Below are 24,405 nucleotides of genomic sequence, written 5' to 3' on the forward strand. Positions count from 1 at the left end.
TCCCAGCATGCGCAAGCGTTTCATTCCGACCCTCCTCGCCATGACCGCGGGGCTCGCGGCCGCATGCGTGATCGCGTTCGGCACGCGGATGCCTGAGGGCCGCGCCCAGGCACAAACCGCCGTCATGGAGCTGGCACCGGGGGGCATCGGCGGCTTGGACGCGGATGCCGCCCATGCCGGCGATGGCCATGGTAATGCCATGGGCCATGTGGGCTCGGCGGCCTGCGCCTCCTGCCATGCCGATGAGACGCGCGCCTGGCTGTCCTCCCACCACGCCGCGGCCATGGCCCTAGCCACGCCCGAGACGGTGCGGGGCGACTTCGATGATGTGCGCGTGTCGGTGAAGGGAGCAAGCGCCCGTTTCTTCCGCGATGGCCCCCGCTACATGGTGGAAACCGACGGGCCGGACGGGCGCACCGAGACGTTCGAGATCAGCCATGTGTTCGGCGTCACGCCGCTGCAGCAATACCTGGTGACGTTTCCCGATGGCCGGCTCCAGGCGCTGCCTTTCGCCTTCGACACGCGGCCGAAGGCGGACGGTGGGCAACGCTGGTTCCATCTCTACCCGGATGCGCCACCGGTGGCGTCCGACCCCATGCACTGGACTAAGCTGTACCAGAACTGGAACTTCATGTGCGCGGAGTGCCATTCGACAGCCGTGGCCAGGAATTACGACCCCGCCGCCGACACCTTCCACACTACCTTTTCGGAGGTGAGCGTCGGTTGCGAGAGCTGCCATGGGCCGGGTGCCGCCCATGTGGCCTGGGCCAAGGGTGGGGCGGATCCCAACACCCCGCACAAGGGGTTCCCCACCGTGGCCGCTGCCCGGGCGGAGGCGGATTTCACGCCTGATCCGCACACCGGCAGTCCCGCCAAGGGCGCTTCCCGCGCCATTGGCGACGAGGTGGAGGGCTGTGCCCGCTGCCATGCCCGGCGCGGCATCTTCTCCGAGCACTGGCGGCCCGGCCTGTCCCTCACCGATACCCATTTGCCGACCCTGCTTTCCACCGGCCTGTTCGAGGATGACGGGCAGATGCGGGACGAGGTCTTCAACGACCACAGCTTCAAGCAGAGCCTGATGTATTCCAAGGGCGTGGTCTGCTCTGATTGTCACGATCCCCATTCCGGTCGGCTGAAGGCAGAGGGTGCGCAGGTGTGTTCGCAATGCCACCTGCCCGAGAAGTTCGAGACCACCGCCCATACCGGCCACGCCCCGGGGCCCAAGGCGCCGGATTGCATTTCCTGCCATATGCCGGTGCGCACCTATATGGGCGTCGATCGCCGCCACGATCATTCCTTCCGCATTCCCCGGCCCGATCGCACCGTGTCGATCGGCACGCCCAACACCTGCAACGACTGCCACGCCGACAAATCCGCCGCCTGGGCGGCAGAGGCCGTGGCGCGCTGGCATGGCCCCGATCGCAAAGGCTTCCAGACCTGGGCCGAGCCCTTCCACGCGGCGCGGGCAGGGGACCCGGCGGCGCGCTCCGCCTTGCTGCGGCTGGCGCAGGATGCGGCGGTGCCGGGCCTGGTGCGCGCCACGGCGCTGGCGGAGGTCCAGCGTTTCCCCTCCGCCGCCACGGCGGCCGTGAACGGGCCGGCCTTGTCGGATCCCGATCCCATGGTGCGGGTGGTGGCGCTGCGTTCGCTGGCGGGATTGCCGCCGCAGGCGCGCTGGCAGCGGGGCTCCACCTTGCTGGATGATCCAAGCCCCGTGGTGCGGCTGGAGGTCGCCTCGCTGCTGGCGGATGTCGCCCCCAATGCGGTGCCCGAGGCCGATCGTGACCGCCTGATCCGCGTTTTCGGGGAATATGAGGCGGCGCAGAAGGTCAATGCAGATCGACCGGAAGGGCGCGGCAACCTTGCCACCTTCCTGGCGCGTCAGGGGGATATCGCCGGGGCGGAACGGGAGCTCAAGGCCGGCTTGAAGCTGGACCCTTCCGCTGCGTCTCTGGCGGTGAACCTGGCGGACCTGTACCGCACGCAGGGTCGCGAGCAGGAGGCGGAGGCCGTGCTGCGCGACGCCATTGCCCACGCGCCCACATCCGGCGAGGCGCAGCATGCGCTCGGCCTGTCGCTGGTGCGCCAGAAGCGGCTGGTGGCGGCTCTGGATGCGCTGGGCCGCGCCGTTGCCCTGGCGCCGGACACGCCGCGTTATGCCTATGTCTATGCGGTGGCGCTGCAAACGGTGGGGCGTGGAGACGATGCGCGGCGGGTGGCGCGCGAGGCGCTGGAGCGCACGCCCTTTGACGCTGATCTGCTCGCCTTGGCCCTCCAGGATGCGCTGCGCGCGCGGGATGTGGCGCGGGCGGCGCCCCTGGCCGAACGCCTGTCGCAGATGCGGCCGGACGATATGGAGCTGGCTCGCATGGTGCAGCGGCTCGGCGCGACCCCCGGGCCGCGCTGAGCGGGCGCTTCAGACGCCGCGGAAGACCGGCTTGCGCTTTTCCAGGAAGGCGGTGATGCCTTCCTCGTAATCCGCGCTTTCGAACACCTGCCGGCGCATGTCCTGGATGCGCTCGAACACCTGTGCCGGAACCGGCTGGTCATCGGTCAGCACGCGCAGCTGCTCCTTCACCACCGCGATGGCGAGCGGCGCCTTCGAGGCCATCAGGGACGCGAAGGCGAGGGTGTGGGACTCGATCTCCACCGCCGGCACCAGCCGGTTGATGATGCCCCACCGCTCCGCGGCGTCGGCGGCCAGGGGCTGGGCCGAGAAAAACATTTCCTTCACGAGGTTCACCGGTAGCCGGTGCAGGAAGTGCAGCAGGCCGGTGGTATTGTATGGCAGGCTGAGATTGGCGGGCGTGATGGCGAAGGTTGATGTCTCGTCGGCGATGATCATGTCGCAGGAGAGCGCAAGGTCGAACGCGCCACCCCACACGGCGCCCTGCACCATGGCGATGACCGCGCCGGGATAGGTGCGGATGGCGCGCAGCACGCACTCCAGCGGATCGCGATAGGAGAGGGGGTCCTCATGTCCACGCGGCAGCTCGCGGATGTCGTGGCCGGCGGACCAGACCTGCATGCCGGGGGCAGCCCGGATCACCACCACCCGCACCGATTGGGCACGGCAGGTGTCGAGCGCCAGGAGCACGCCAGTCATCAGCTCCCGGCTCAAGGCGTTGCGCTTGGATGGATTGTCGAGCGTGATGACGCCGACATGCTCCAGGATTTCGTATCTCACGAGGGCCGGGGCCGTGATCTGCTGGGAAACGGTCATGTCGCTGCTCCTGGCGCACCCGGCGCGTGATGCTTCCGCCTCGCCCTACCATTTCTGCGTTGCGTTCGGGAGACGCTTTGCTGCGGTGCATTCACTGGCGCGCCCGGGCCGTTGCCGCGGGAAACCATGCCGGGCCGGCTTTTGCGCGTTTCCTTCGCCCGGAAACGTTCTAGGCGGCGCTATGGGTGAAAGCCGAGAGCTTGGCGACGAGTTCGGCCTGGCGGCTGATGTTCAGCTTCTGGAACACGCGCTTCAGCACCACGCGGGCGGTGCCCTCGGTAATGTGCAGCTCCTGGGCGGCGTCCTTCAGGGTGGAACCGGCGCCCAGCAGGGCCGCGAGGCGCGCCTCGCCCAGGGTGAGTTCGAAAGCGTTGCGCAGCACGCTGGGATCGATGACCCGATCCTGCTCCAGTGGTTGGGCAAGCACCAGAACATGCCCCCGGTGCTCGCCGTCGCTGAGATGGTGCGCCGACGCGCCGACCATGGGCAGGGTCCACACCACCAGGGGGGAGGCGCCTTCTGGGCCGGAAACGGTGGTGGGCTGGGGGGCGCCGCCCTGTTCCGCGAAGCCCTCGCGGGCCCGCTGCAGGGCGGTGGCGAAGGCCTCGTGATCGGTCCGCTGCGCCGGCGTCACGCGCCCTTCAGCATGGTTGAAGTAGCTGCCGATGAGCTTGCGCGCGGTCTGGTTCATGAGCAGGGGCCGCTGTTGCTCATCAAGCACGAAGGCGGCGCGGTCCATGCTGTCGAAGGCGGCGGTGGCGGAATGGCCGGCCGTGCGCTGGGCCGCAAAGCGCGAGGAAATGCGCAGCGACTGCTCCAGGTGCCGCGAGACCAGGCGCAGGGTCTCCATTTCCTCGGCGGCGTAGGGCCCCTTGGTCTTCGCCCGCTGCACCACGAGGCCGGTGGGGGCGCCGAGATCGGCATGGATCACCGCCGCCATCTGCCAGCCCAGCCCCACCCGCGGCAGGAACTGCGCATAGAAGGGCTGCTCCTCGATCCGAGCCTCTCCGAGAATATCCTTGTCGCAATAGACGTCGCCGGCCTGGAAGGCGATCTCGATGGACTGGTCGAGCCAGGGATTGTGCTGCCACCACCCCTCGTCCGTGTAGATGCGCACGGCATCCGATAGTCTCGGCGAGAAGGTCGCGATGTCCCAGGAGCCGGAAGGCTTGCGCGCATAGACCAGCGCGCCGGTGGAGCCGGAAAGGGCGGCGATGGCGTCCATGGCGCCGTCCCAACGCTCCGGGCTGAGTGTCGCCTCGTAGATGCGGTAGAGCACGTCACTGAACGTCAGCAAGATCCACGCTCGCGCCTGATGAGGGAGGGAAGCGCCAGGCCGGAAGCCGGCGGGCAGGGTCGAAGGTATAGCGGGACGCATTCTGAATGTTCAAGGGTCTAGATGATGTCCGCTCGCTCCGGAATATCCCGTCTGGGAGATGACGGGCCGGCAGCTTTTATGCGAGCTCATGACCGCCCGAGGCGCGTGCATCGACCCGGTTGTGGCAGTCGTTTGACTGTCATTGCGGGGCGCAGCTGAGATGGAGATGTCATGGGACACGCGCTAAGATTTCCAGCCGGGGCCGGGCACCTTCAGGCAAGGCTCTGTCCGCACGGGTACAATCTCTACGGTCCTGCCTCACTTCTATCCTCTGCTGGCGAGGAAGGGGCCCGCGCCTGTCGTCGGTAGGCGGGGGCGGCTGACGGCGCGTCGGCTCGCGTCTCAGCGAGACGAGCCGCTGAAGCCTTCTCCAGAACCCAGAAAATGGCCACGTCGAGCGGACGCATGTGGCCTGATCGTGAAGCGCGTAGATTTACGGGCTTGACGAGCAAGAGTTGCGGTTTCTAGCTGTGTCCCGTTCGAGAGTGCAGTGCATCACAGGTGCCGGCAGTCTGGATTGCGCGCTTGTGAGCATCGATTGGGCCGAGCTGAGCGAGGTATCGATGAGCAGCGAATCCACCCCCTCAACGCCTACTCCGATCCTTGATCCGCGCGCTTGGAGCGCCGCGGTTCTGCCTTGGGCGAAATCCTTTGGCGCTGGCGCGACGCCGTCGGCTTCGCCAGCCGCCTTGGCCGGCGCCTGGCCCGCAGTGGGCGCCACGGGCGGGCCCCTGGGCGAATATCTGCTCGATTCCTGGCAGCGCTCTGTGCTGTTCCTGGACCTGCTGCGCCAGCGCGGCAACGAGCAGGAGGCGATCACCTCGCGCCCGCAGGCGACGGTGCTCACCTTCGACCATGAAGTGCTGATGAGCGGCCGCGCTCTGCCGCGCCCCATCAACTATTCCCTGTCCCGCATCGTGCCGCCGGCCGGCATGGAGGTGGACCCGCGCAAGCGCCCGGTGGTGGTGGTGGACCCGCGCGCGGGCCAGGGGCCGGGCATTGGCGGCTTCAAGACCGAGAGCGAGATCGGCGAGGCGCTGCGGAACGGCCATCCGGTCTATTTCATCGGTTTCGCGGCCATGCCGGAGCCGGAACAGACCTTCCTGGACGTGGTGGAAGGGCAGGTGGCCTTCTTCGAGCGCATCGTGGAGATGCACCCGGACGCGCCGCGCCCGTTCGCCATCGGCAACTGCCAGGCCGGGTACCAGACGCTGATGGTGGCGATGCTGCGCCCGGACCTGTTCGGCCCCTGCATGGTCGCCGGTTCGCCCATCTCCTACTGGCAGGGCGTGCACGGCAAGAACCCCATGCGCTATTCCGGCGGCCTGCTCGGCGGGTCCTGGCTGACGGCGCTGGTGAGCGATCTTGGCCGCGGCAAGTTCGACGGCACCTGGCTGATCCTGAACTTCGACAATCTGAACCCCGCCAACTGGCTGTGGGGCAAGCAATATGACGTCTATTCGGCGGTCGACACCCAGGGCCAGCGCTATCTCGAATTCGAGAAGTGGTGGGGTGATTTCATCACGCTGAACGGCACTGAGATTCAGTTCCTCGTGGACGAATTCTTCGTCGGCGACAAGCTGACCCGCAACGAGGTGCGCTCCACCGACGGCAAGGTGTTCGACCTGCGCAACATTTCCTCGCCGGTGATCGTCTTCACCTCCGAGGGCGACAACATTTCGCCGCCGCCCCAGACGCTGGGCTGGATCCTCGACCTTTACAAGGACGTGGACGACATCCGCGCCGAGGGGCGCACCATCGTCTATTGCATGAACCAGAAGGTGGGCCACCTTGCCATTTTCGTGTCCTCCAAGGTGGGCGCGAAGGAAGACGAGGAAATGGTCCGCCTGATGGACCTCATCGACTGCCTGCCGCCGGGCCTCTACGAGCTGGTGATCGAGCCGGCGACGCAAGCCGAAGCGAGCGCGGCGGGTGCGGGCAAGGCCCCGTGGCACAGCCGCTTCGAGGCGCGCTCGCTGGACGATATCCGTGCCTATGGGCGCAATACGGTGGAGGATGATCGGGCCTTCGCGGCGGTGCGCCGGCTGTCCGAGATCAACCATTCGCTCTACCGCACCTTCCTGCAGCCGACGGTGCGGGCGATGGCGACGCCGCAATTCGCGGACCTGCTCTTCAAGGCCAATCCGCTGCGGGCGAGCTACACCGCCTTCGCGGACTCCAACCCCTTCATGAAGGGCGTGGCCAAGCTGGCCGGCGAGATTGCCAAGGCCCGCAAGCCCGCGGCCGCGGACAACCCCTTCCTGGTGGCGGAAAAGGCGCTGTCCGACCAGATCAACACCAGCCTCGACACCTTCCGCGATGCGCGCGACCAATGGGTGGAGAAGGCCTTCTTCGCCATTTACGGCTCGCCGGTGGTGCAGGGCATGCTGGGCCTGAACCTGGACGAAAAGGTGCGCCAGCTTCCGGCCAACAGCCCGCAGAAGGAGGCCTTCCGCGCGCACAAGATGGAGGAGTTCCGCTCTCGCCTGAAGCGGGGCGGGTTCAACGAGGCGCTGGTGCGCGCCGCGCTCTTCGTCATCTCGGCGGAACGCACCATGGACGAATGCGTGGCCAAGTCGCTCAACGATGCGCGCGGCAGGCTGACGCAGCTCTCTCTCGACGAGTTCAAGGCGCTGGTGCGTGAGCAGTTCTACATCCTGCTTTTGGAGCGGGACGCGGCGGTGGAGGCTATCGCCGATCTCGTGAGCGAGCCGGCCAAGCGCCAGGAACTGGCCGCCACCGTGGCGTCCATCGCGGCGGCGGACGGCACATACACCCTGGCCGAGCAGCAGCGGGTGGAGCGGCTGGCGGCTATCCTCTCCACTGCCGTACCCAAGGATCCCGCTTTGGCTCTCGCGGCGGACAATGTCCGCCAGATCGCGGCGAAATCCTCCAACTGATGTGATGCGGACGGTGTCGCCGTCCGCCCATCCTCCCGCGGCCTTGTTGTCCGCGACCATGCCGTGCGCGGTCCCGGGTCCGCGCCGGCAAGGTGCCGCCGTGTGCCTGGGGGCCGCTCAGGTGTCGGGCGGGGCCCTGAAGTCCCCCCTGGAAGCATCCGGTGGGTATCCGCCGCCGGGGTGAAGTCGGGAATTTGCGCCTGCGCTTTGCGGTGAGCCACCTGCCGGCTCCCGGAAGACGCCCGAATTTGGAGGCCGAGGACGATGCCAACGGTTGCGAACCGTCTTTTCGAGGAGATCAAGCCGGGCGACAGTGCCACGACCGAGCGCACCGTGCGCGGCTCGGACCTCAGGGCCTGGGCCAGCGCCTTCGGCGATGCGGGCGTCGTTGCCGGCATCGGCGAGGGGCAGGCGGTGGCAGGGATTTCGGCGTCGCTGTTCGCGGCGCTGGTGGGCTCGGCTTTGCCGGGGCCGGGCGGTGTCATCCGCAACAGCGCCGTGACGGTGTGCGGGGCCCTGCCGGTGGATGCTCCCCTGACCGTGAGCCTCGAGGTGAAGGAGACCCACGCAGCCGACAGGACGCTCCTGCTCGAAGGCCGCCTCGCCGGGCCGCATGGCGGGCTGATCGCCACCGCGACCATCACGGTCGCCGCACCCACCCACGCGGTGAAGGTGGAGGTGCCGGAACATCGGCTGGAAGGGTTGCTGGAACGCTGCCGGGGCCTGAACCCCATGCCGACAGGCGTGGTTCATCCTTTGAGCCTGGATGCCATCGCCGGGGCGCTGGACGCGGCGGCGGCGGGCCTCATCCTGCCCGTTCTGTTCGGACCGGAGGCGGATATCCGTCGCATCGCGGAGGCGGGCAAGCTCGACCTTTCGGGTGCCCGCATCGTCTCGACCTCGGGTGAGGAAGAGTCGGCGGCCAAGGCGGCCGCTGCGGCCGGGGCCGGGGAGGTGGCGGCGCTGATGAAGGGCAGCCTCCACACGGATGTTCTGCTCCACGCGGTGGTGCAGAAGGAGGCGGGCCTGCGCACCGGGCGCCTGCTGAGCCATTGCGCCCTCATGGCCGTGCCCACCTATGCGCGGCGCGTGGTGGTGACAGACGTCGCCCTCAATATCGCGCCCGACACCGACCAGAAGCGGGACATCTGCCAGAACGCCATAGGTTTCGCCCGTGCGCTCGGGGTGGAGAAGCCGAAGGTTGCCGTGCTGGCGGCGGTGGAAATGGTGCGCACGCGCATGGCCGCCACCCTGGACGGCGCCATCCTGGCGAAGATGGCGGATCGCGGCCAGATCGTCGGCGGCATCGTCGACGGGCCGCTCGATCTCGACGCGGCGGTGGATCCGGAGGCGGCGCGGGTGAAGCACATCGTTTCGCCGGTGGCGGGTGCCGCGGACGTGCTGCTGGTGCCGAACATCGAGGCCGGCAACATGGTCTACAAGAATCTCGCCTTCATGTCCGATGCGCAGACCGCCGGCCTGGTGGTGGGCGCGCGGGTGCCGGTAATGCTGACCAGCCGCGCCGACAGCGCTGCCGCCCGTCGCTTCTCCGCCGCCGCCGCCGTGCTCTACGCGGATGCGCTGAGGCGCGAGCCGGAAGCCATCTTGCCCGTGACCGCCGACTGACGCCCCACGGGCCGGACGAGGTTCTGGCCTTCCCCCAGTCTTTTCGTCCCCAGTCTTTTCGTCCCCAGTCTTTTCGTCCCCAGTCTTTTCGTCCCCAGTCTTTTCGTCGGCCGCGTCAGCGAGGCGCCCCGTCGACCGGCTCTTCCGGGAGCCAAGGAGCAAAGACCCATGACCGATGCCGTTCTGGTGGTGAACTCCGGATCCACGAGCCTCAAATTCGCTGCCTATACGACGGACAAGGACGCGCGGCTGCTGTGCCGGGGCGTGGTGGACAGCATGTCCACCGACCCCCATTTCATCGCCAAGGAGCCCGGCGGCAAGCCCATCGATGCCCATGAATGGGGCGAGGGGCAGGTGCTGCACCACAAGGCGGCGCTCAATTTCATCATCAGCTGGCTGGAGAAGCACGAGGCCAACATCAAGGTGACCTGCGCCGGCCACCGGGTGGTGCTGGGCGGCACGCGCTTTGACGGCCCTGCCCGCATCACGCCCGACGTGCTGGACTATCTCGACAGTCTCGCGGTGATGGAGCCTTCGCATCAGGCCTTCAACGTGCGCGGCGCGCGGGCCATCGCGGAGGATTTTCCCGGCCTGCCGCAGGTGGCGGTGTTCGACACCTCCTTCCACCGGACCATGCCCGAGGTGGCGCAGATCTATCCGCTGTCGAAGGCCCTGCGCGACACCGGCGTGCGCCACTGGGGCTATCACGGCATTTCCTACGATTATATCAGCCGCCAGGTGCCGAAGGTCGCGCCGGGGGCGCGGCGGGTGGTGGTGGCGCATCTGGGGGGCGGCGCCTCGGTGTGCGCCATGCTCGACGGCAAGAGCATCGAGACGTCCATGGCCTTCGCCGGCCTCACCGGCCTGCCCATGGCCACCCGCTCCGGCGACGTGCCGGCGGACGTGATCTTCTATCTGCTGCGGACCAAGGCCGGAACCGATGCCAGCCTTGAAAAGGAACTCTACGGCGATTCCGGCCTGCTCGGCCTTTCCGGCATCAGCAGCGACATGCGGGTGCTTCAGGAAAGCACGGAGCCGCAGGCGCAGCTCAGCGTGGATTACTTCGTCTACAGCCTCGTCAAGTTCATCGGCTCGTACACCGCGCTTCTGGGCGGGCTCGATGCCCTGGTGTTCACCGCGGGCATTGGCGAGAACTCGGCCCCCGTGCGCGCCAAGACCCTGGAGCGGCTGGAATGGCTGGGCCTGAAGCTGGACCTCGCCGCCAATGCCGGCAACGGGCCGCGCATCACCACCGCCGACAGCAAGGTGGCAGCCTTCGTCATCCCCACCAATGAGGAACTGATGATCGCCCGGCACACGCTGGATCTGGTGGCCGGCGCCTGAACACGGCCGGCGTCGCTTGCGTCGAAACACATTGCCTGGGCGCCCACTACACGCTTACCTTGCGTGATGTGACGTCCCCTCGCTCCGACCCGCCGGCTTTATGCCGCGCTCGTCTTGCTGAAAGGAGTAGTCCGCCGTGTCCTCCAGTCCTTCCCCGAAGCAACAGGATGCGTCCGCGGCGCCGGCCGGCGCCGATCTCGAAAAGATGCCGCTGGACCAGGTGTTCCGCGCGCTGGGCGTGAAGACGGACCAGGGCCTTTCCACCGCAGAGGCGCAGAAGCGTCTCGAAACCTACGGCCCCAACGCCATCATCGCCAAGGAACGCAGTCTGCTGTCCCGGCTGCTGGGCTATTTCGCCGGCCCCATCGCCTACATGATCGAGGCGGCCGCGGTGGTCTCCGCCATTCTGGGCCACTGGCAGGACTTCACGGTCATCGCCGCCTTGCTGGTCTTCAACGCGGCGCTCGATTTCTGGCAGGACAGCAAGGCGTCCAACGCCTTGGCGGCGCTGAAGAAGGGTCTCGCGCCCGAGGCCACCGCGCTGCGCGACGGCCAATGGGCGAGCGTGGATGCCGCCAAGCTGGTGCCGGGCGACGTGGTGAAGGTGCGCCTTGGCGCGGTGGTGCCGGCGGACCTGCGCCTGTTCGGCCCGGGCTATGCGGCCATCGACCAGTCGGCGCTCACGGGCGAATCCCTGCCGGCGGCCAAGAAAGAGGGGGACGAGGCCTATTCGGGCAGCGTGGTGAAGCAGGGCGAGATGGCTGGCGTGGTCATCGGCACCGGCGGCAACACCTTCTTCGGGCGCACCGCCAAGCTGGTGGCCGGGGCGGGCTCCGTCAGCCATGCCCAGAAGGCCATGTTCGACATCGGCAACTTCCTCATCGCGGTGGCGGTGGTGCTGGCCCTGGTGCTGGTCGCGGCCGAGGTGTGGCAGCGGGCCGTGGTGGCGCAGGACTGGAAGTGGGACGACGCCCTGGGCATCCTCCAGTTCGTGCTCATCCTGCTGGTGGCCTCCATTCCGGTGGCGATGCCGGCCGTGTTCTCCGTCACCATGGCCTTGGGCGCGCTGGCGCTCTCCAAGCAAAAGGCCATCGTCTCCCGCCTCGAATCCATCGAGGAGATGGCGGGCGTGGACGTGTTGTGCTCGGACAAGACCGGCACCCTGACCAAGAACCAGCTCAAGCTGGGCGAGCCCATCCTCATCGCCGCCACCGATGGCCAGGACGTGATCCTGGCAGGCGCCCTGGCCTCGCGGGAGGAAGATCACGACGCCATCGACACCGCCGTCATCGAGGGACTGAAGGACCCGGCGGTGGTCAAGACCTATACCCAGACCGCCTTCGTGCCCTTCGACCCGGTCACCAAGCGCACCCAGGCGACCGTGAAGGACGCCAAGGGCACGCTCATCAGCGTCGCCAAGGGCGCGCCCCAGGCCATTGTCGAGCTGGCGAAGCCGGCGGCGGACATCGCCACCAAGGTCAATGACACGGTGGCGGCGCTGGCGGCCAAGGGCAATCGCGCTTTGGCGGTGGCGCGTTCGGAGGACGAGGGCAAGACCTGGACGCTGCTCGGCATCCTGCCCATGTTCGACCCGCCGCGCGACGACAGCCGCGCCACGCTGGACGCCGTGGGCGAGAAGGGCGTGCGGGTGAAGATGATCACCGGCGACGACACGGCCATCGCCATCGAGACCGCCCGCCAGCTCGGCATGGGCACCAACATCCTCACCGCCTCGGACGTATTCCCCAAGGACATGGACCCGGACCATGTGCCGGCCAACATCTCCGATGCCATCGAGCGGGCGGACGGCTTCGCCCGCGTGTTCCCCGAGCACAAATATGCCATCGTGAAGGCGCTGCAGGCGCGTGGCCACATCGTCGCCATGACCGGCGACGGAGTGAACGACGCCCCGGCCCTGAAGCAGGCGGACTGCGGCACCGCGGTCTCGGGCGCCACGGACGCGGCGCGCGGGGCGGCGGCCCTCATCCTCACGGCGCCGGGCCTTTCGGTCATCAACAGCGCCATCGACGAGGCGCGGCGCATTTTCGGCCGCATCACCACCTACACCATCTATCGCGTGGCGCTGACCATGGACATCATGTTCCTGGTGGTGCTCTCGACCATCCTGCTGGGCTTCCAGCCGCTCACCGCCATCATGATCGTCATCATCTCGCTGCTGGATGACATCCCGATCATGACCATCGCCTACGACAACACGCCGGTGAGCCAGCAACCCATACGCTGGAAGATGCCGCGCATCCTCAGCGTGTCGGCGGCGCTGGGCTTCTTCTCGGTGGTGCAGTCGTTCGGGCTGCTGCTGGCGGGCATGTGGGCCATCAACTCCGTCGCCGGCCATGTCTATGGCCAGATGCTGGGGCTTGCCGACACCACCCACCTGCAGACGGTGATGTTCCTTCAGCTCGTCACCGGCGGCCACCTGCTGCTGTTCGTCACGCGCTCGGAGAAGTGGTTCTTCCTGCCGCCGTTCCCGGCCTTGCCGCTGGTCTCGGCGCTGCTCTCCACCCAGGTGCTGGCGATGCTGATGTGCGCCTATGGCTGGTTCGTGCCCGCCATTTCCTGGGAGGCCATCGGCGTCGTGATCGCCTACTGCTTCGTGTGGACCTTCCTCCTCAGCGCCCTGCGCATCGTGGTGGAGCGGCTGGTCAGCCACCGCACGTCCTCGCGCCTGCGGGCCATCCACATGTTCACGCAGCGCCTGCGGGCCTGACGCTCCCGCGGCCCCGGCGAAGATCCGCCGGGGCCGCAATGCGTCTCATCTGGAAGCAATGCTGACCTGAATAGTTGGGGTAAGCCGTATTCCCGTGTGTTGGAGCGGCGCCCTAAAGTGCTTTTGGCCGGCTCGACCTTGCCCGATATGAGGGCCGGGGTGGAAGGCGGCGGTTTCACCGAGAAGGAGAGCAGGATGGGCCTGCGCAAGAAGCTCATCGTCGAGCCCGGCACCCGGGTGCGGCTGAAGGATGTGGATGCCGCCTTCCATGGCGATTACGCATCCGCCGAGCACGCCAAGGAGGACCTGGCGAAGAATGTCGCGCGTCTCGCCGAGCTGCAGCAGAAGCTCTATGGCGAGAAGAAGCACGCCCTTCTCGTCGTGCTCCAGGGCATCGATGCCGCCGGCAAGGACGGCACCTGCTGGCATGTGATGGCCGCCATGAACCCGCAGGGCACCTATGTGACCGGCTTCAAGCAGCCCACCGAGGAAGAGCGCCTGCACGACTTCCTGTGGCGGGTGCATCCCCATGCGCCGGGCCTCGGCCAGGTGGCGGTGTTCAACCGCTCCCATTACGAGGACGTGCTGGTGGTGCGCGTGCACGATCTGGTGCCCAAGGAGGTCTGGTCGCAGCGCTACGACCTGATCAACGATTTCGAGGCGATGCTCACCCAGTCCGGTGTCACCATCCTCAAATTCTTCCTTTACATCACCCCCGAGGAGCAGCTGGCCCGCTTCGCCCAGCGTCTCGACGATCCGGCCCGCCAATGGAAAATCTCCGAGGCGGACTATAAGGAACGGGCGTTCTGGGACCAGTATATTGCCGCCTATGAGGACATGCTGGCGAAGTGCTCCACCAAGCACGCCCCGTGGTATGTCATCCCCTCCAACCACAAGTGGTTCCGCAATCTCGCCGTCTCCAAGATCATCGAGGAGACACTGGACGAGATGAACCTGAAGCTGCCGGCGCCCACCGTGGACCTGGAGCAGATCCGCCGCGACTACCATCACGCGGTGAAGGCCGAGAAATCGGGCAAGAGCGCCTGACGGTGGCTTGGGCCCGGGCCGGCGCACCTGTGCCGGCGCCGGGCCGGGCATTTCCGCGCGGGGGCGAATCGTGAAAAGCTCCCCGCCCGTCCATGCCCGAGGGCGCGGACACGACACACGGCGGAACCCATGGGTCTGACCTACCTGATTTTTCTGCTGGTCTATGTCGCCATGGGCTTCGGCAAGCTGCCGGGCTTCAAGGTGGACCGCACCGGCGCGGCCATTGTCGGCGCGCTGGCCATGATGGTGGCCGGCAGCATCAGCCCGAAGGCGGCCTGGGATTCGATCGACTACAGCTCGGTCGGCATGCTGTTCGGGCTCATGGTGGTTTCGGCCGCGTTCGTGGTGTCGGGCTTTTATGGCTGGACCGCCAACAAGGTGGCGATGCTGCCCGTCAGCGCGCCGGTTCTGCTGGCCGTGCTCATCGCCGTCGGCGGGCTGCTCTCGGCCGTGCTCACCAATGACGTGGTGGTGGTGGCGATGACCCCGCTTCTGGTCTCGGTGACGCTGGCGCGCGGGCTCAATCCCGTGCCGTTTCTGCTGGCCTTCTGCTTCGCGGCGAACACCGGCTCGGCGGGTACCCTCATCGGCAGCCCGCAGAACATGATCGCGGCCCAGCAGCTCGGCCTCTCCTTCAACGGCTTCCTGGCGGTGGCCGCGGTGCCGGCCCTTCTGTCCCTGCCTCTGGTGTGGCTCATCGTGGTGTGGCTCTATCGCGGCCGCTGGACCCTGGCGCAGCCGGAGAGCGAGCACCCGACCGTCGCGACCGTGGCGGTGCCGACACTGGACATGGCGGAAACGCTGAAGGCCGGCGCCATGACCTTCCTGGTGGTCCTGGCCTTCGTGGTCAGCGACTGGCCGCGGGATCTCATCGCGCTGGGGGCGGCCGGCGTGCTGCTCATCAATCGCAAGATCGCCTCCAGCGACATGCTCAAGCATGTGGATGGCAATCTTCTGCTGCTCATCATGGGCCTGTTCGTGGTCAATGCGGCCATGGCTGCCACAGGGCTGCCGCAGAACCTGCTCAACGACATCCGCGGCGCCGGCCTCAACCTGAACGAGCCGCTGTCGCTGTTCCTGGTGAGCGGCGTGCTCAGCAATGTGGTGGGCAACAATCCGGCGGTGATGCTGCTGGTGCCGTTCCTGGATCCCGGCCAGTCCAAGTCGCTGGCGGACGCGCTCGGCGCGGCGCTGGCGCTGGGCACCGGCTTTTCCAGCAACCTCATCGTGTTCGGCAGTCTGGCAGGTATCATCGTGGTGGAGCAGGCGGCGGCCTGCGGCATCAAGATCTCCTTTGGAGAGTTCGCCCGCGCCGGCGTGCCGGTGGCGCTGGCCTGCATGCTGCTCGCGGTGGGGTGGATCGTGCTCATCGCCCACTGACGCGGGTTTGCCGCCGGCCCGTGCGGCCGCGCCTGTGGCCTACGGGCCACAATCCCTGTTTGCGGTGACGATACGGTGCACGATTTTCTTTCATTGCTCCTGCGCCTTTGCTGAAAGTCAAATAAACCATCACGAGGTGGCTCCATCATCCGGCGCAGGCTTCGCCGGAAGGCGGGCAAAATCGGGGGTGGGATATGTCACAGACGGAAGTGGTGACAGCGGGCGCGCCTGGGGCGGCGCCGCCACAGGCGCAGAAGAAGGCGTCATCCTCGGCCGGCGCCGGGACGCGGCTCGATGCGGCGGGCATCGCGGCCCAGTTCAGCGCGCTGGGCAGCTCGCCCCAGGGGCTGGCGGCAGCCGAGGTCAAGGCCCGGCAGGAGAAATACGGCCCCAACGCCATTGCCGCCCACGAAGAGAGCCGCTGGCAGAAGCTGCTGGGCTACTTCTGGGGTCCCATTCCCTGGATGATCGAGGCGGCGGCGCTGCTCTCCCTGCTGCGGTTCGACTGGCCCGATTTCTCGGTGGTGATGGGCCTGCTCATCTACAACGCCATCGTGGGGTTCTGGCAGGACAGCAAGGCCGCCAGCGCCCTGGCGGCGCTCAAAAAAGGCCTAGCCCTGAAGGCGCGCGTGCTGCGCGACGGGCAGTGGGCGACGGTGGATACCGCCGAGCTGGTGCCCGGCGACGTGGTGAGCGTGGCCGGTGGCGACACCCTGCCGGCCGACCTCATCCTGACGGACGGCAAGTATCTCTCGGTGGACCAGGCGGCGCTGACCGGCGAATCCCTGCCGGTGTCCAAGAATGTGGGCGACAGCGGCTATTCGGGGTCCATCGTCCGCCAGGGCTCCATGACGGGCCTCGTCACGGCCACGGGAAACAACACCTTCTTCGGCCGCACCGCCAAGCTCGTCGCCTCAGCGGGTTCGAAGTCGCACGCCGAAAAGGCCGTGCTGCAGATGGGCGACTTCCTCATCATCCTGTCGGCGGCGCTGGCCCTGGTGCTGGTGTTCGCACAGGTGCACCGCGACATCGTTCACGATGGCCATTGGGAATGGCAGCATGCGGGCAATATCGTCCAACTCGTGCTGGTGCTGCTGGTGGCCTCCGTTCCGGTGGCGACGCCGGCGGTGATGTCGGTCACCATGGCTCTCGGCGCCCTGGCCTTGTCCAAGCGGCAAGCCATCGTCTCGCGCCTGTCGGCCATCGAGGAGCTGGCGGGCGTGGACGTGCTGTGCTCCGACAAGACCGGCACCCTCACCCTGAACCAGCTGACCTTGCAGGCCCCCATCCCCTGGGCCGGGGCCAAGCCGGAGGAGCTGATCCTCGGTGCGGCCCTCGCCTCGCAGAAGCAGAGCGATGATGCCATCGACAAGGCGGTGCTGGCGGCGGTGAAGGATCCGCAGGTGCTGGCCCAATACAAGCCGGTGGATTTCACGCCCTTCGATCCGGTGAACAAGAAGACCGCGGCCACCGTCACCGGGCCAGATGGCAAGACCGTGCATTATGCTAAGGGGGCGCCGCAGGTGATGGCGGCCCTCTGCGGCCTCTCGGCGGAGAGCGCCAAGGACTATTTCGCGGATGTGGACCGTCTGGCCCGCAGCGGTACCCGCGCCCTGGGCGTGGCTCGCTCGCAGGACGGGCAGAGCTGGACCCTGCTGGGCCTGCTGCCCATGCTCGACCCGCCCCGCCCCGATGCCGCCGAAACCATCGCCCGCGCCAAGGAGCTGGGCGTGACGGTGAAGATGGTGACTGGCGACGACGTGGCCATTGGCAGCGAGATCTCCCGCCAGCTCGGCCTGGGCGATCATCTTCTGGTGGCGAGCGAGGTGTTTGGGGAGGATTCCAATCCCGATCACATCGCCATCGATGCCGCCCGCGCGGTGGAGGTGGCGGACGGCTTCGGCCGCGTGTTCCCGGAGCACAAGTTCCAGATCGTGAAAGCGCTGCAGGAGCGCGGCCACATCGTCGCCATGACCGGCGACGGCGTGAACGACGCGCCGGCGCTGAAGCAGGCGGACTGCGGCGTGGCCGTCTCCGGCGCCACCGATGCGGCCCGCAGCGCGGCGGCGCTGATCCTCACCGCGCCGGGCCTTTCGACCATCATCCACGCCATCATGGAGGCGCGGGCGATCTTCGAGCGGATCACGAGCTATATTTATTACCGCATCGCGATGACGCTCAACATCATGCTGGTCGTGGTGCTGACATATCTCGTCTACAACTTCATGCCGCTGACCGCGATCATGATCGTGTTCCAGGCTCTTCTGGACGACATCCCGATCATGACCATCGCCTATGACAATGTGAAGGTGCAGGACAAGCCGGTGCGGTGGAACATGCACCGCATCATCTCCTTCTCCACCATCATGGGCATCATGGCGCTGGTGCAGAGCTTCGGCATCGTGGTGATCGGCATGTTCTGGATGAAGAGCCCGGAACTCACCGCCATCCTGCACATGGACTATCCCCATGTTCAGACCATGCTGTTCCTGCAGCTGGCGGCGGGCGGGCACCTCCTGTTCTTCGTCTCGCGCGTGCAGGGCACCTTGTTCCTGCCGCCCTATCCCAGCTGGCAGGTGCTCACCGCGGTGATGGGCACCCAGGTCTTCGCCATCTTCATGTGCGCCTTCGGCTGGTTCATGCCCGCCCTGCCGTGGCTGCTGATTGGCGTGGTGTGGGGCTACTGCCTGGTGTGGATGGTCATCATGGACGTGGTGAAGCTGTTCTACTTCCGCATCGTGAATGCGCGCGACCGCAAGAGCAGCATCATCGATGCCTCGATCGGGCCGGTGATGCCGGGCTGAACTGCCGGCACCCCGTGAAAAGCAGAAGGCCGGCGGGAGGCTCCCGCCGGCCTTTTTCCTGGGCTGCGTTCCGGTACCCCGCGCGCTCACTCCGGCCGGAAGGCCAGCAGGCGCAGGGCGTTCATGGTCACCAGCACGGTGGCGCCGGTGTCGGCGAGGATGGCGGGCCACAGGCCGGTGATGCCCGCCACCGTTGTCACCAGGAACACCGCCTTCAGGCCCAAGGCGATGGCAATGTTCTGGTGAATGTTGCCCATGGTGCGCCGCGACAGGGCGATCATGGCAGGAATGTCCCGCACCCGCCCGTGGAGCACGGCGGCATCCGCGGTCTCGAGCGCGACATCGCTGCCGCCACCCATGGCGATGCCGATGTCGGCGGTGGCGAGCGCGGGGGCATCATTGATGCCGTCGCCCACCTTGGCCACCACGGCGCCCTTCGCCTTCAGCTCGTTCACGATGCGCTGCTTGTCGGCGGGCAGCAGCTCGGCTTCCACCGCGATGCCGAGGCGCGCGCCGATGGCCTCGGCGGTGCGGCGGTTGTCGCCGGTCAGCATCAGCGTTCGGATGCGGGCACCGGCCAGGGTGCCGAGGGCGCTCGCCGCATCCGGGCGGGGCTCGTCGCGCAAGGCGAGGGCGCCGGCCAGCACGCCGTCCACCACCAGCACCGACACGGTCTTGCCTTCCTTGTTGAGCGCGGCGATGCAGGCGGCCTCGACCTCGCCCATCCGCGTGCGCTCCCCGGCGGCGGCGGGGGAACCCAGGAAGAGCGCGCGGCCCTCCACTTGCGCCGTGATGCCCTTGCCCGGCAGCGCCTTGGCCGCCTGCGCCGTGGGCACGGCGATGGCGTCGGCGGCCGCGCGCTCCAGGATGGCGCGGGCGAGGGGGTGGGACGATCCCGTTTCCAGGCTCGCGGACAGGCGCAGAACCTCCTCGGCCGCCAGGGCGAATGGCAGGATGTCCGTCACCTCCGGCCGTCCGGCGGTGAGGGTGCCGGTCTTGTCGAAGCAGACGGTGTCGACCTTGCGGAAGGTCTCCAGCACCGCGCCACCCTTCATGAGCATGCCGCGCCGAGCGCCCGCCGAAAGCCCGGCGGCGATGGCGGCGGGCGTGGAGATGACGAGGGCGCAGGGGCAGCCGATGAGCAGCAGGGCCAGGCCCTTATAGATCCACTCATCCCAGGATGCGCCGAAGGCCAGCGGCGGAACCACCGCCACCAGCACGCCCACGCCCAGTACGGCGGGCGTGTAATAGCGCGCGAAGCGGTCGATGAAGCGCTCTGTGGGGGCCTTCTTCTCCTGCGCCTCCTCCACCAGCCGCACCACGCGGGCGATGGTGTTGTCCTCCGCCGTGGCGGTGACCTTCACGCGCAAGGCCGCATCGCCGTTGACGGTGCCCGCGAACACGGCGTCCTCCGGGCCCTTGCGCACGGGCGTGCTCTCGCCGGTAACGGAGGCTTCGTCGATGTCGCTTTCACCGGCGATGATGATGCCATCGGCCGGCATGCGGTCGCCGGGGCGCACGAGGATGGTTTCGCCCAGCGCGAGGCTCTCCGCGCTCACCTCGCGCACGCCGCCATCGCGCTCCACCCGGGCGGTCTTCGGCACCAGGGCGGCGAGGGAGGAGATGGAGGCGCGCGCCCGCCCGGCCGCGACCCCCTCCAGCAGTTCGCCCACCAGGAACAGGAACACGACCGCGGCCGCTTCCTCCGCCGCGCCCAGGGCCACCGCGCCCAGGGCGGCGATGGTCATGAGCATCTCGATGGTGAAGGGCATGCCTTCGGCCGCGGCGGCAATGGCGCGCCGGGCAATGGGCACCAGCCCCACCAGCATGGCAAGGATGAAGAGCGGCGTGTCGAACTGCGGCACCACGAGGCCCGCCACGAATGCGAGCGCCAAAGCGATGCCGCTGGCGAGGGTCAGGCGCGCCTTGGCGGAACGCCACCAGGCGCCGTCGGCCGCTTCGGCTCCGTGAGCATGGGCGGAGGCGGGGCGTGCCTCCGCGGCGGCGGGCCCGCAGCCGGAGCAGCAGCCGTGCTCGTGCTCACCATGCTCGTGCGCACCATGGGCGTGGCGGTCATGGTCATGCTCAGCATGAGCATGGTCGTGATCGTCCTTTCCATGGGCGTGCGCGTGGGGAGTCCGGGCGCCTTCCGCCGGCGCGGAGGGGGAGGCGGGCAGGGGCGCGAGGGTGTAGCCCAGGGCGCCGAGCCGCTGCTTCAGCCGCTCCAGATCCGCCTGCGGTCCATGGTGGAGTGTCAATGTGCCCGCAGCCACCGAGACGGACACCTCCTCGATGCCGTCGACACGCCGCGCGGCGCCTTCAATCTTGGCCGCGCACGACGCGCAATCCATGCCGGTGACGCGAAACCGGGTCTGCGCAATGGGAGCGTTCACGATGACCCCTTTCCCTGAACTCCCCGGCACCCTACATCCTCTAGCGACTAGAGGAGCAAGGGGCGGAGGCGGGAAAAAATGAGCGAGGGCGTATCCATCGGGGCGGCGGCGAAGGCGAGCGGGGTGAAGGTGCCCACCATCCGCTTCTATGAGCAGATCGGGCTGCTTCCCCCCATGCTGCGCACCGAGGGCAACCGGCGGCTCTACGGGCCGGCGGACCTGAAGCGCCTGGCCTTCATTCGCCACGCGCGCGAGTTGGGCTTCGAGATCGAGGCGATCCGCGAGCTGCTGGCCTTGCAGGACCACCCCGAGCAGTCCTGCGCGAGCGCCGACGAGATTGCCCGCGGGCGGCTCGATGAGGTGCGCCAGCGCATCGCCAGCCTGAAGGTCCTTGAGGTGGAGCTGGAACGCATGGTGGCTGAATGCAGCCATGGCCGGGTGGCGGAATGCCGCGTCATCGAAGTGCTGGCCGATCATTGCGAATGCCGCTTTCACGGACATGGCGAGGACACCAGCGCCACCGCTTGAAGCTCTCCCGGGGGAGTACTGCGGGCCACCGCCGCGTTGACGCTTGGCGCCGTCCCCCATAACGGTGGCGACAGTCGATGCCGGAGTGCCCGTCCGCGCACGTGAGAGGGCTCGCTTCCGGTTTTGCTTCCCGCCAGCACGGTTGCCCCAGCCAAGGTTGCGCCCGCCATGAACAGCGACCCCGATGCCGCCGGCGCCTCGCCGCGCCACTCCCCCGTGGGCACGCCGGGTGAGGTGTTCCGTGCCTTTCTGAAGCTGGGCTTCACCTCCTTTGGCGGCCCCATCGCCCATATCGGCTATTTTCGCGACGAGCTGGTGCTCAAGCGCCGCTGGCTGGATGAGGCCCATTTCGGTGATCTGGTGGCCCTGTGCCAGTTCCTGCCCGGGCCGGCCTCCAGCCAGCTCGGTTTCGTCCTCGGCATTCTGCGGGGCGGCAGCCTTTGGGGCGGGCTCGCCGCGTGGCTCGCCTTCACGGTGCCATCGGCGGCGGTGCTGGTGGCGGTGGCGCTCACGGCGGCGGCGTGGGAAGGGGTCTGGGCGGCGGGCGTGCTGCACGCGCTGAAGCTGGTGGCGGTCGCGGTGGTGGCCCAGGCGGTGTGGGGCATGGCGCGGAACCTGGCGCCCGACCAGCCGCGCGCCGCCATCGCCCTTTGCAGCGTGCTCCTGGTGGTTTTTGTCGGCGGTGCGGTGGGGCAGGTTGGTGCCATCGCTCTGGGCGCACTCGCCGGCCTGTGGTTCTGCCGCGGCGGGGCTGCCGCCATCGGCCGGCCGATGGCGGTTCCCGTGTCGCGCCGCCTGGGTGTGGCCCTGCTGGCGCTGTTCGCGCTGCTGCTGTTGGTGCCGCCGCTTCTGGTGGGGCAGGGGCAGGCGGTGGCGCTGTTCGAGGCCTTCTATCGCTCGGGGGCTCTGGTGTTTGGCGGCGGCCATGTGGTGCTGCCATTGCTGCAGGCGGCGGTGGTGACGCCGGGCTGGGTGAGCGCCACCGACTTCCTGGCCGGCTATGGTCTCGCCCAGGCGGTGCCCGGGCCGCTCTTCACCTTTGCCGCCTATCTCGGCGCCATCATGGAGCCGCCGCCGCATGGCATCGGGGGGGCCATCCTGGCGCTCGTAGCCGTGTTCCTACCCGGGCTGCTGCTGGTCACGGGCATGCTGCCCTTCTGGAACGCCCTTCGGGAGCGGCCCCGTGCCCAGGCCGCCATGCGCGGCGCCAATGCCGCGGTGGTGGGCATCCTGGGCGCTGCGCTCTACGATCCCGTGTGGACGAGTGCCGTCTTGGCGCCGGCGGATTTCGCCTTGGCCCTTTCGGGCTTCCTGCTTCTCACCCGCTGGCAGGCCCCGCCCATCCTGGTGGTGGCACTGCTCGCCGGCATCGGCCTGCTGCGGGCCATCGCCTAGGGGCTATCGACATTCAGCGCCTGCGGTTCCGCTTATACCCCACCACCGCCGCATGCCTCATAGCGCGGCTCCTCTCCCACTTGCGGCGGAGGGCTTGGGCGGGGCAAGATCCTGGGAAGGTGGCCCCGGTCGCGAGGCGAAGGGCAGCGCTTCGAAAATCTCAGAAGCCTTGAATCTCCGGTCTCTGCGCCACTGAGGCGCTCCCGGCCCTCCCTCAACCTCCCCCGCAAGCGGGAGAGGGAACGTGCCTCTTAAATGTCGATCGGACCTGGGTCCTGCGCGGCGCAGTTGGCCTCATACGTTCAGGGCGTCGCGGATGCGATACCAGGTCTCCACCACCGGCACGGCCTGGGCCGCCACGGGCTGGAGCGGGAATGGGGGAAAGGCGAGGTCGTCGAACGCCGTGCGGCCTTCCGCGGAGCCGATGAGCTGCAGGGCCACCTTGTGCCCGAAATAGGTGGAGCGCGATACGCCCGTGCCGCAATAGCCGATGGCGAAATGCACGCCGTCCTTGGTGCGGCCGAGATGGGGCACCTCGTCATAAGTGTAGCCGATGCGCCCCTCCCAGGCGTGGGTTACGGGAATGTCGCCGAGAGCCGGGAAGGTCTTCAGCAGATCCCGCGCGAGGTGGGCATAGGCGCCGGGCGTGTCCGCCGGGGCGAGGCGCCCCACGCGGCCGCCCCAGACGATCCGGCGCTCGCCCGGCGGCGCGCGGAAGTAGGAAAAGACGCGGTTGGTGTTGCCATAGACGCGGCCCGCCGGCATCAGCGGCGCGAAGCGCTCCGGCGGGATTTCTCCGGTGGCGATCAGGCCTGAGCCCACGGGCACGATGCGCCGGCCGAGCTCCGGCACCAGCCCGCTCGTATAGCCATTGGTTGCGATGAGGACATCACGGCAGCGCACCGCGCCGCGGGCCGTCGACAGGGTGAAGCCGGCCTTCTCCGCCCGCAACCGCTCCACCTGCGCCGCGCCGTGCACACGCCCGCCCAGCGCGATCACCCGCGCCATGAGGCCGTGATGGTAGAGGCCGGGATGAAGGCTCGCATCGTCGGGCAGCACCGAGCCGCCATGGAACAGGTCGGTGCCGATTTCCCGGTGCTGCTCCGCGCGGGGCACCATGAAGCTCTCGACCCCCGCCACCGCCTTCAGGTCCTCCATGTCGCGGGCCATGGATTCGTAATGCTCGGGGCGGATGGCACCGCGGAAACGGCCGCTGCGGGCAAAGCCGCATTCGATACCTTCCCGATCGATGAGCCCGGCGATGTGCTCTAGCATCATCACGCCTTCGCGCAGCAGCGCTTCCGCCTTCGCGCGGCCCCGCAGGGTGATGAGATGCTTCACGCGGAACTTCTGATTGCCGCTGCCGACCTGGCCGCCATTGCGGGTGGAGGCGCCAAAGCCGGGCACGCCGGCATCCAGCACCAGCGGCCGGCGGCCGTTGCGCAGCAGGGTGAGGGCGGCGGACAGGCCGGTGAAGCCAGAGCCGACAATCACCACGTCCGCCTCATCCGGCAGGGGCTCCGGCGGCGTCCCTGCCCTCGGCGCCGCCTCCCACCAATAAGGTGCGAAGGTGAGTGAGGCGCCCGGCGGCACCGCGCCGCGCGCCAGTGCGTCCAGGGAGGGGTGTGCCGCAGCCTCGCTCATGATGTGCGCCTTTCC

At 68.1% G+C, this 24,405-nt stretch carries 14 protein-coding genes; 10 read left to right on the forward strand and 4 right to left on the reverse strand.

The window, feature by feature from the left end:
- The first annotated feature begins 7 nt into the window (after positions 1 to 7).
- Positions 8 to 2,407: a tetratricopeptide repeat protein gene (locus V5F26_RS11330; protein ID WP_394945951.1), complete on the forward strand. Its 2,400-nt coding sequence runs from the start codon at positions 8 to 10 to the stop codon at positions 2,405 to 2,407.
- Between the two features lie 9 nt (positions 2,408 to 2,416).
- On the opposite strand, the gene scpB is transcribed toward V5F26_RS11330, so the two are convergent.
- Positions 2,417 to 3,223: a methylmalonyl-CoA decarboxylase gene (gene scpB / locus V5F26_RS11335; RefSeq protein ID WP_394945952.1), complete on the reverse strand. Its 807-nt coding sequence runs from the start codon at positions 3,221 to 3,223 to the stop codon at positions 2,417 to 2,419.
- Between the two features lie 169 nt (positions 3,224 to 3,392).
- Entirely contained in the window at positions 3,393 to 4,520 is a 1,128-nt protein-coding gene (locus V5F26_RS11340) for a helix-turn-helix transcriptional regulator (protein ID WP_394945953.1), read from the reverse strand.
- A gap of 644 nt (positions 4,521 to 5,164) precedes the next feature.
- Here V5F26_RS11340 and V5F26_RS11345 point away from each other — a divergent pair.
- The 7 genes from V5F26_RS11345 to V5F26_RS11375 all read left to right on the forward strand — a co-directional run bounded on the left by V5F26_RS11345 (position 5,165) and on the right by V5F26_RS11375 (position 18,430).
- On the forward strand, positions 5,165 to 7,501 hold the full coding sequence (locus V5F26_RS11345; RefSeq protein ID WP_394945954.1) for a DUF3141 domain-containing protein: 2,337 nt from the start codon (positions 5,165 to 5,167) through the stop codon (positions 7,499 to 7,501).
- Between the two features lie 264 nt (positions 7,502 to 7,765).
- Complete coding sequence (locus tag V5F26_RS11350; protein ID WP_394945955.1) at positions 7,766 to 9,127, forward strand: bifunctional enoyl-CoA hydratase/phosphate acetyltransferase; 1,362 nt, start codon at positions 7,766 to 7,768, stop codon at positions 9,125 to 9,127.
- Between the two features lie 168 nt (positions 9,128 to 9,295).
- Entirely contained in the window at positions 9,296 to 10,471 is a 1,176-nt protein-coding gene (locus V5F26_RS11355) for an acetate/propionate family kinase (protein WP_394945956.1), read from the forward strand.
- A 136-nt stretch (positions 10,472 to 10,607) separates the two neighbouring features.
- Positions 10,608 to 13,199 carry a plasma-membrane proton-efflux P-type ATPase gene (locus tag V5F26_RS11360; RefSeq protein ID WP_394057672.1) on the forward strand — a complete coding sequence of 864 codons (2,592 nt, stop codon included), beginning with the start codon at positions 10,608 to 10,610 and terminating at the stop codon, positions 13,197 to 13,199.
- 195 nt (positions 13,200 to 13,394) lie between these two features.
- Positions 13,395 to 14,246 (forward strand): polyphosphate kinase 2 family protein, encoded by an 852-nt coding sequence (locus V5F26_RS11365; protein ID WP_394057674.1) that lies wholly within the window; start codon positions 13,395 to 13,397, stop codon positions 14,244 to 14,246.
- A 129-nt stretch (positions 14,247 to 14,375) separates the two neighbouring features.
- Entirely contained in the window at positions 14,376 to 15,626 is a 1,251-nt protein-coding gene (locus tag V5F26_RS11370) for an ArsB/NhaD family transporter (protein ID WP_394057675.1), read from the forward strand.
- A 194-nt stretch (positions 15,627 to 15,820) separates the two neighbouring features.
- Positions 15,821 to 18,430: a plasma-membrane proton-efflux P-type ATPase gene (locus V5F26_RS11375; protein ID WP_394945957.1), complete on the forward strand. Its 2,610-nt coding sequence runs from the start codon at positions 15,821 to 15,823 to the stop codon at positions 18,428 to 18,430.
- A gap of 86 nt (positions 18,431 to 18,516) precedes the next feature.
- On the opposite strand, the gene V5F26_RS11380 is transcribed toward V5F26_RS11375, so the two are convergent.
- The gene (locus V5F26_RS11380) at positions 18,517 to 20,823 is read right to left on the reverse strand and encodes a heavy metal translocating P-type ATPase (RefSeq protein WP_394945958.1); all 2,307 of its coding nucleotides are present in this window, start codon (positions 20,821 to 20,823) and stop codon (positions 18,517 to 18,519) included.
- Positions 20,824 to 20,901: 78 nt separating this feature from the next.
- Here V5F26_RS11380 and V5F26_RS11385 point away from each other — a divergent pair, with 78 nt between their 5' ends.
- Both V5F26_RS11385 and chrA read left to right on the forward strand, forming a co-directional pair.
- A complete protein-coding gene (locus V5F26_RS11385) occupies positions 20,902 to 21,351 on the forward strand; it encodes a MerR family transcriptional regulator (RefSeq protein WP_234054016.1) in 450 nt (149 codons plus the stop codon).
- Positions 21,352 to 21,519: 168 nt separating this feature from the next.
- Positions 21,520 to 22,746 (forward strand): chromate efflux transporter, encoded by a 1,227-nt coding sequence (chrA, locus tag V5F26_RS11390; RefSeq protein ID WP_394945959.1) that lies wholly within the window; start codon positions 21,520 to 21,522, stop codon positions 22,744 to 22,746.
- A 294-nt stretch (positions 22,747 to 23,040) separates the two neighbouring features.
- Here chrA and V5F26_RS11395 read toward each other — a convergent pair whose 3' ends face one another.
- A complete protein-coding gene (locus V5F26_RS11395; protein WP_394945960.1) occupies positions 23,041 to 24,390 on the reverse strand; it encodes an NAD(P)/FAD-dependent oxidoreductase in 1,350 nt (449 codons plus the stop codon).
- Positions 24,391 to 24,405 lie beyond the last annotated feature (15 nt).

Source organism: Xanthobacter variabilis (genome assembly GCF_043831965.2).
Taxonomy (GTDB): domain Bacteria; phylum Pseudomonadota; class Alphaproteobacteria; order Rhizobiales; family Xanthobacteraceae; genus Xanthobacter.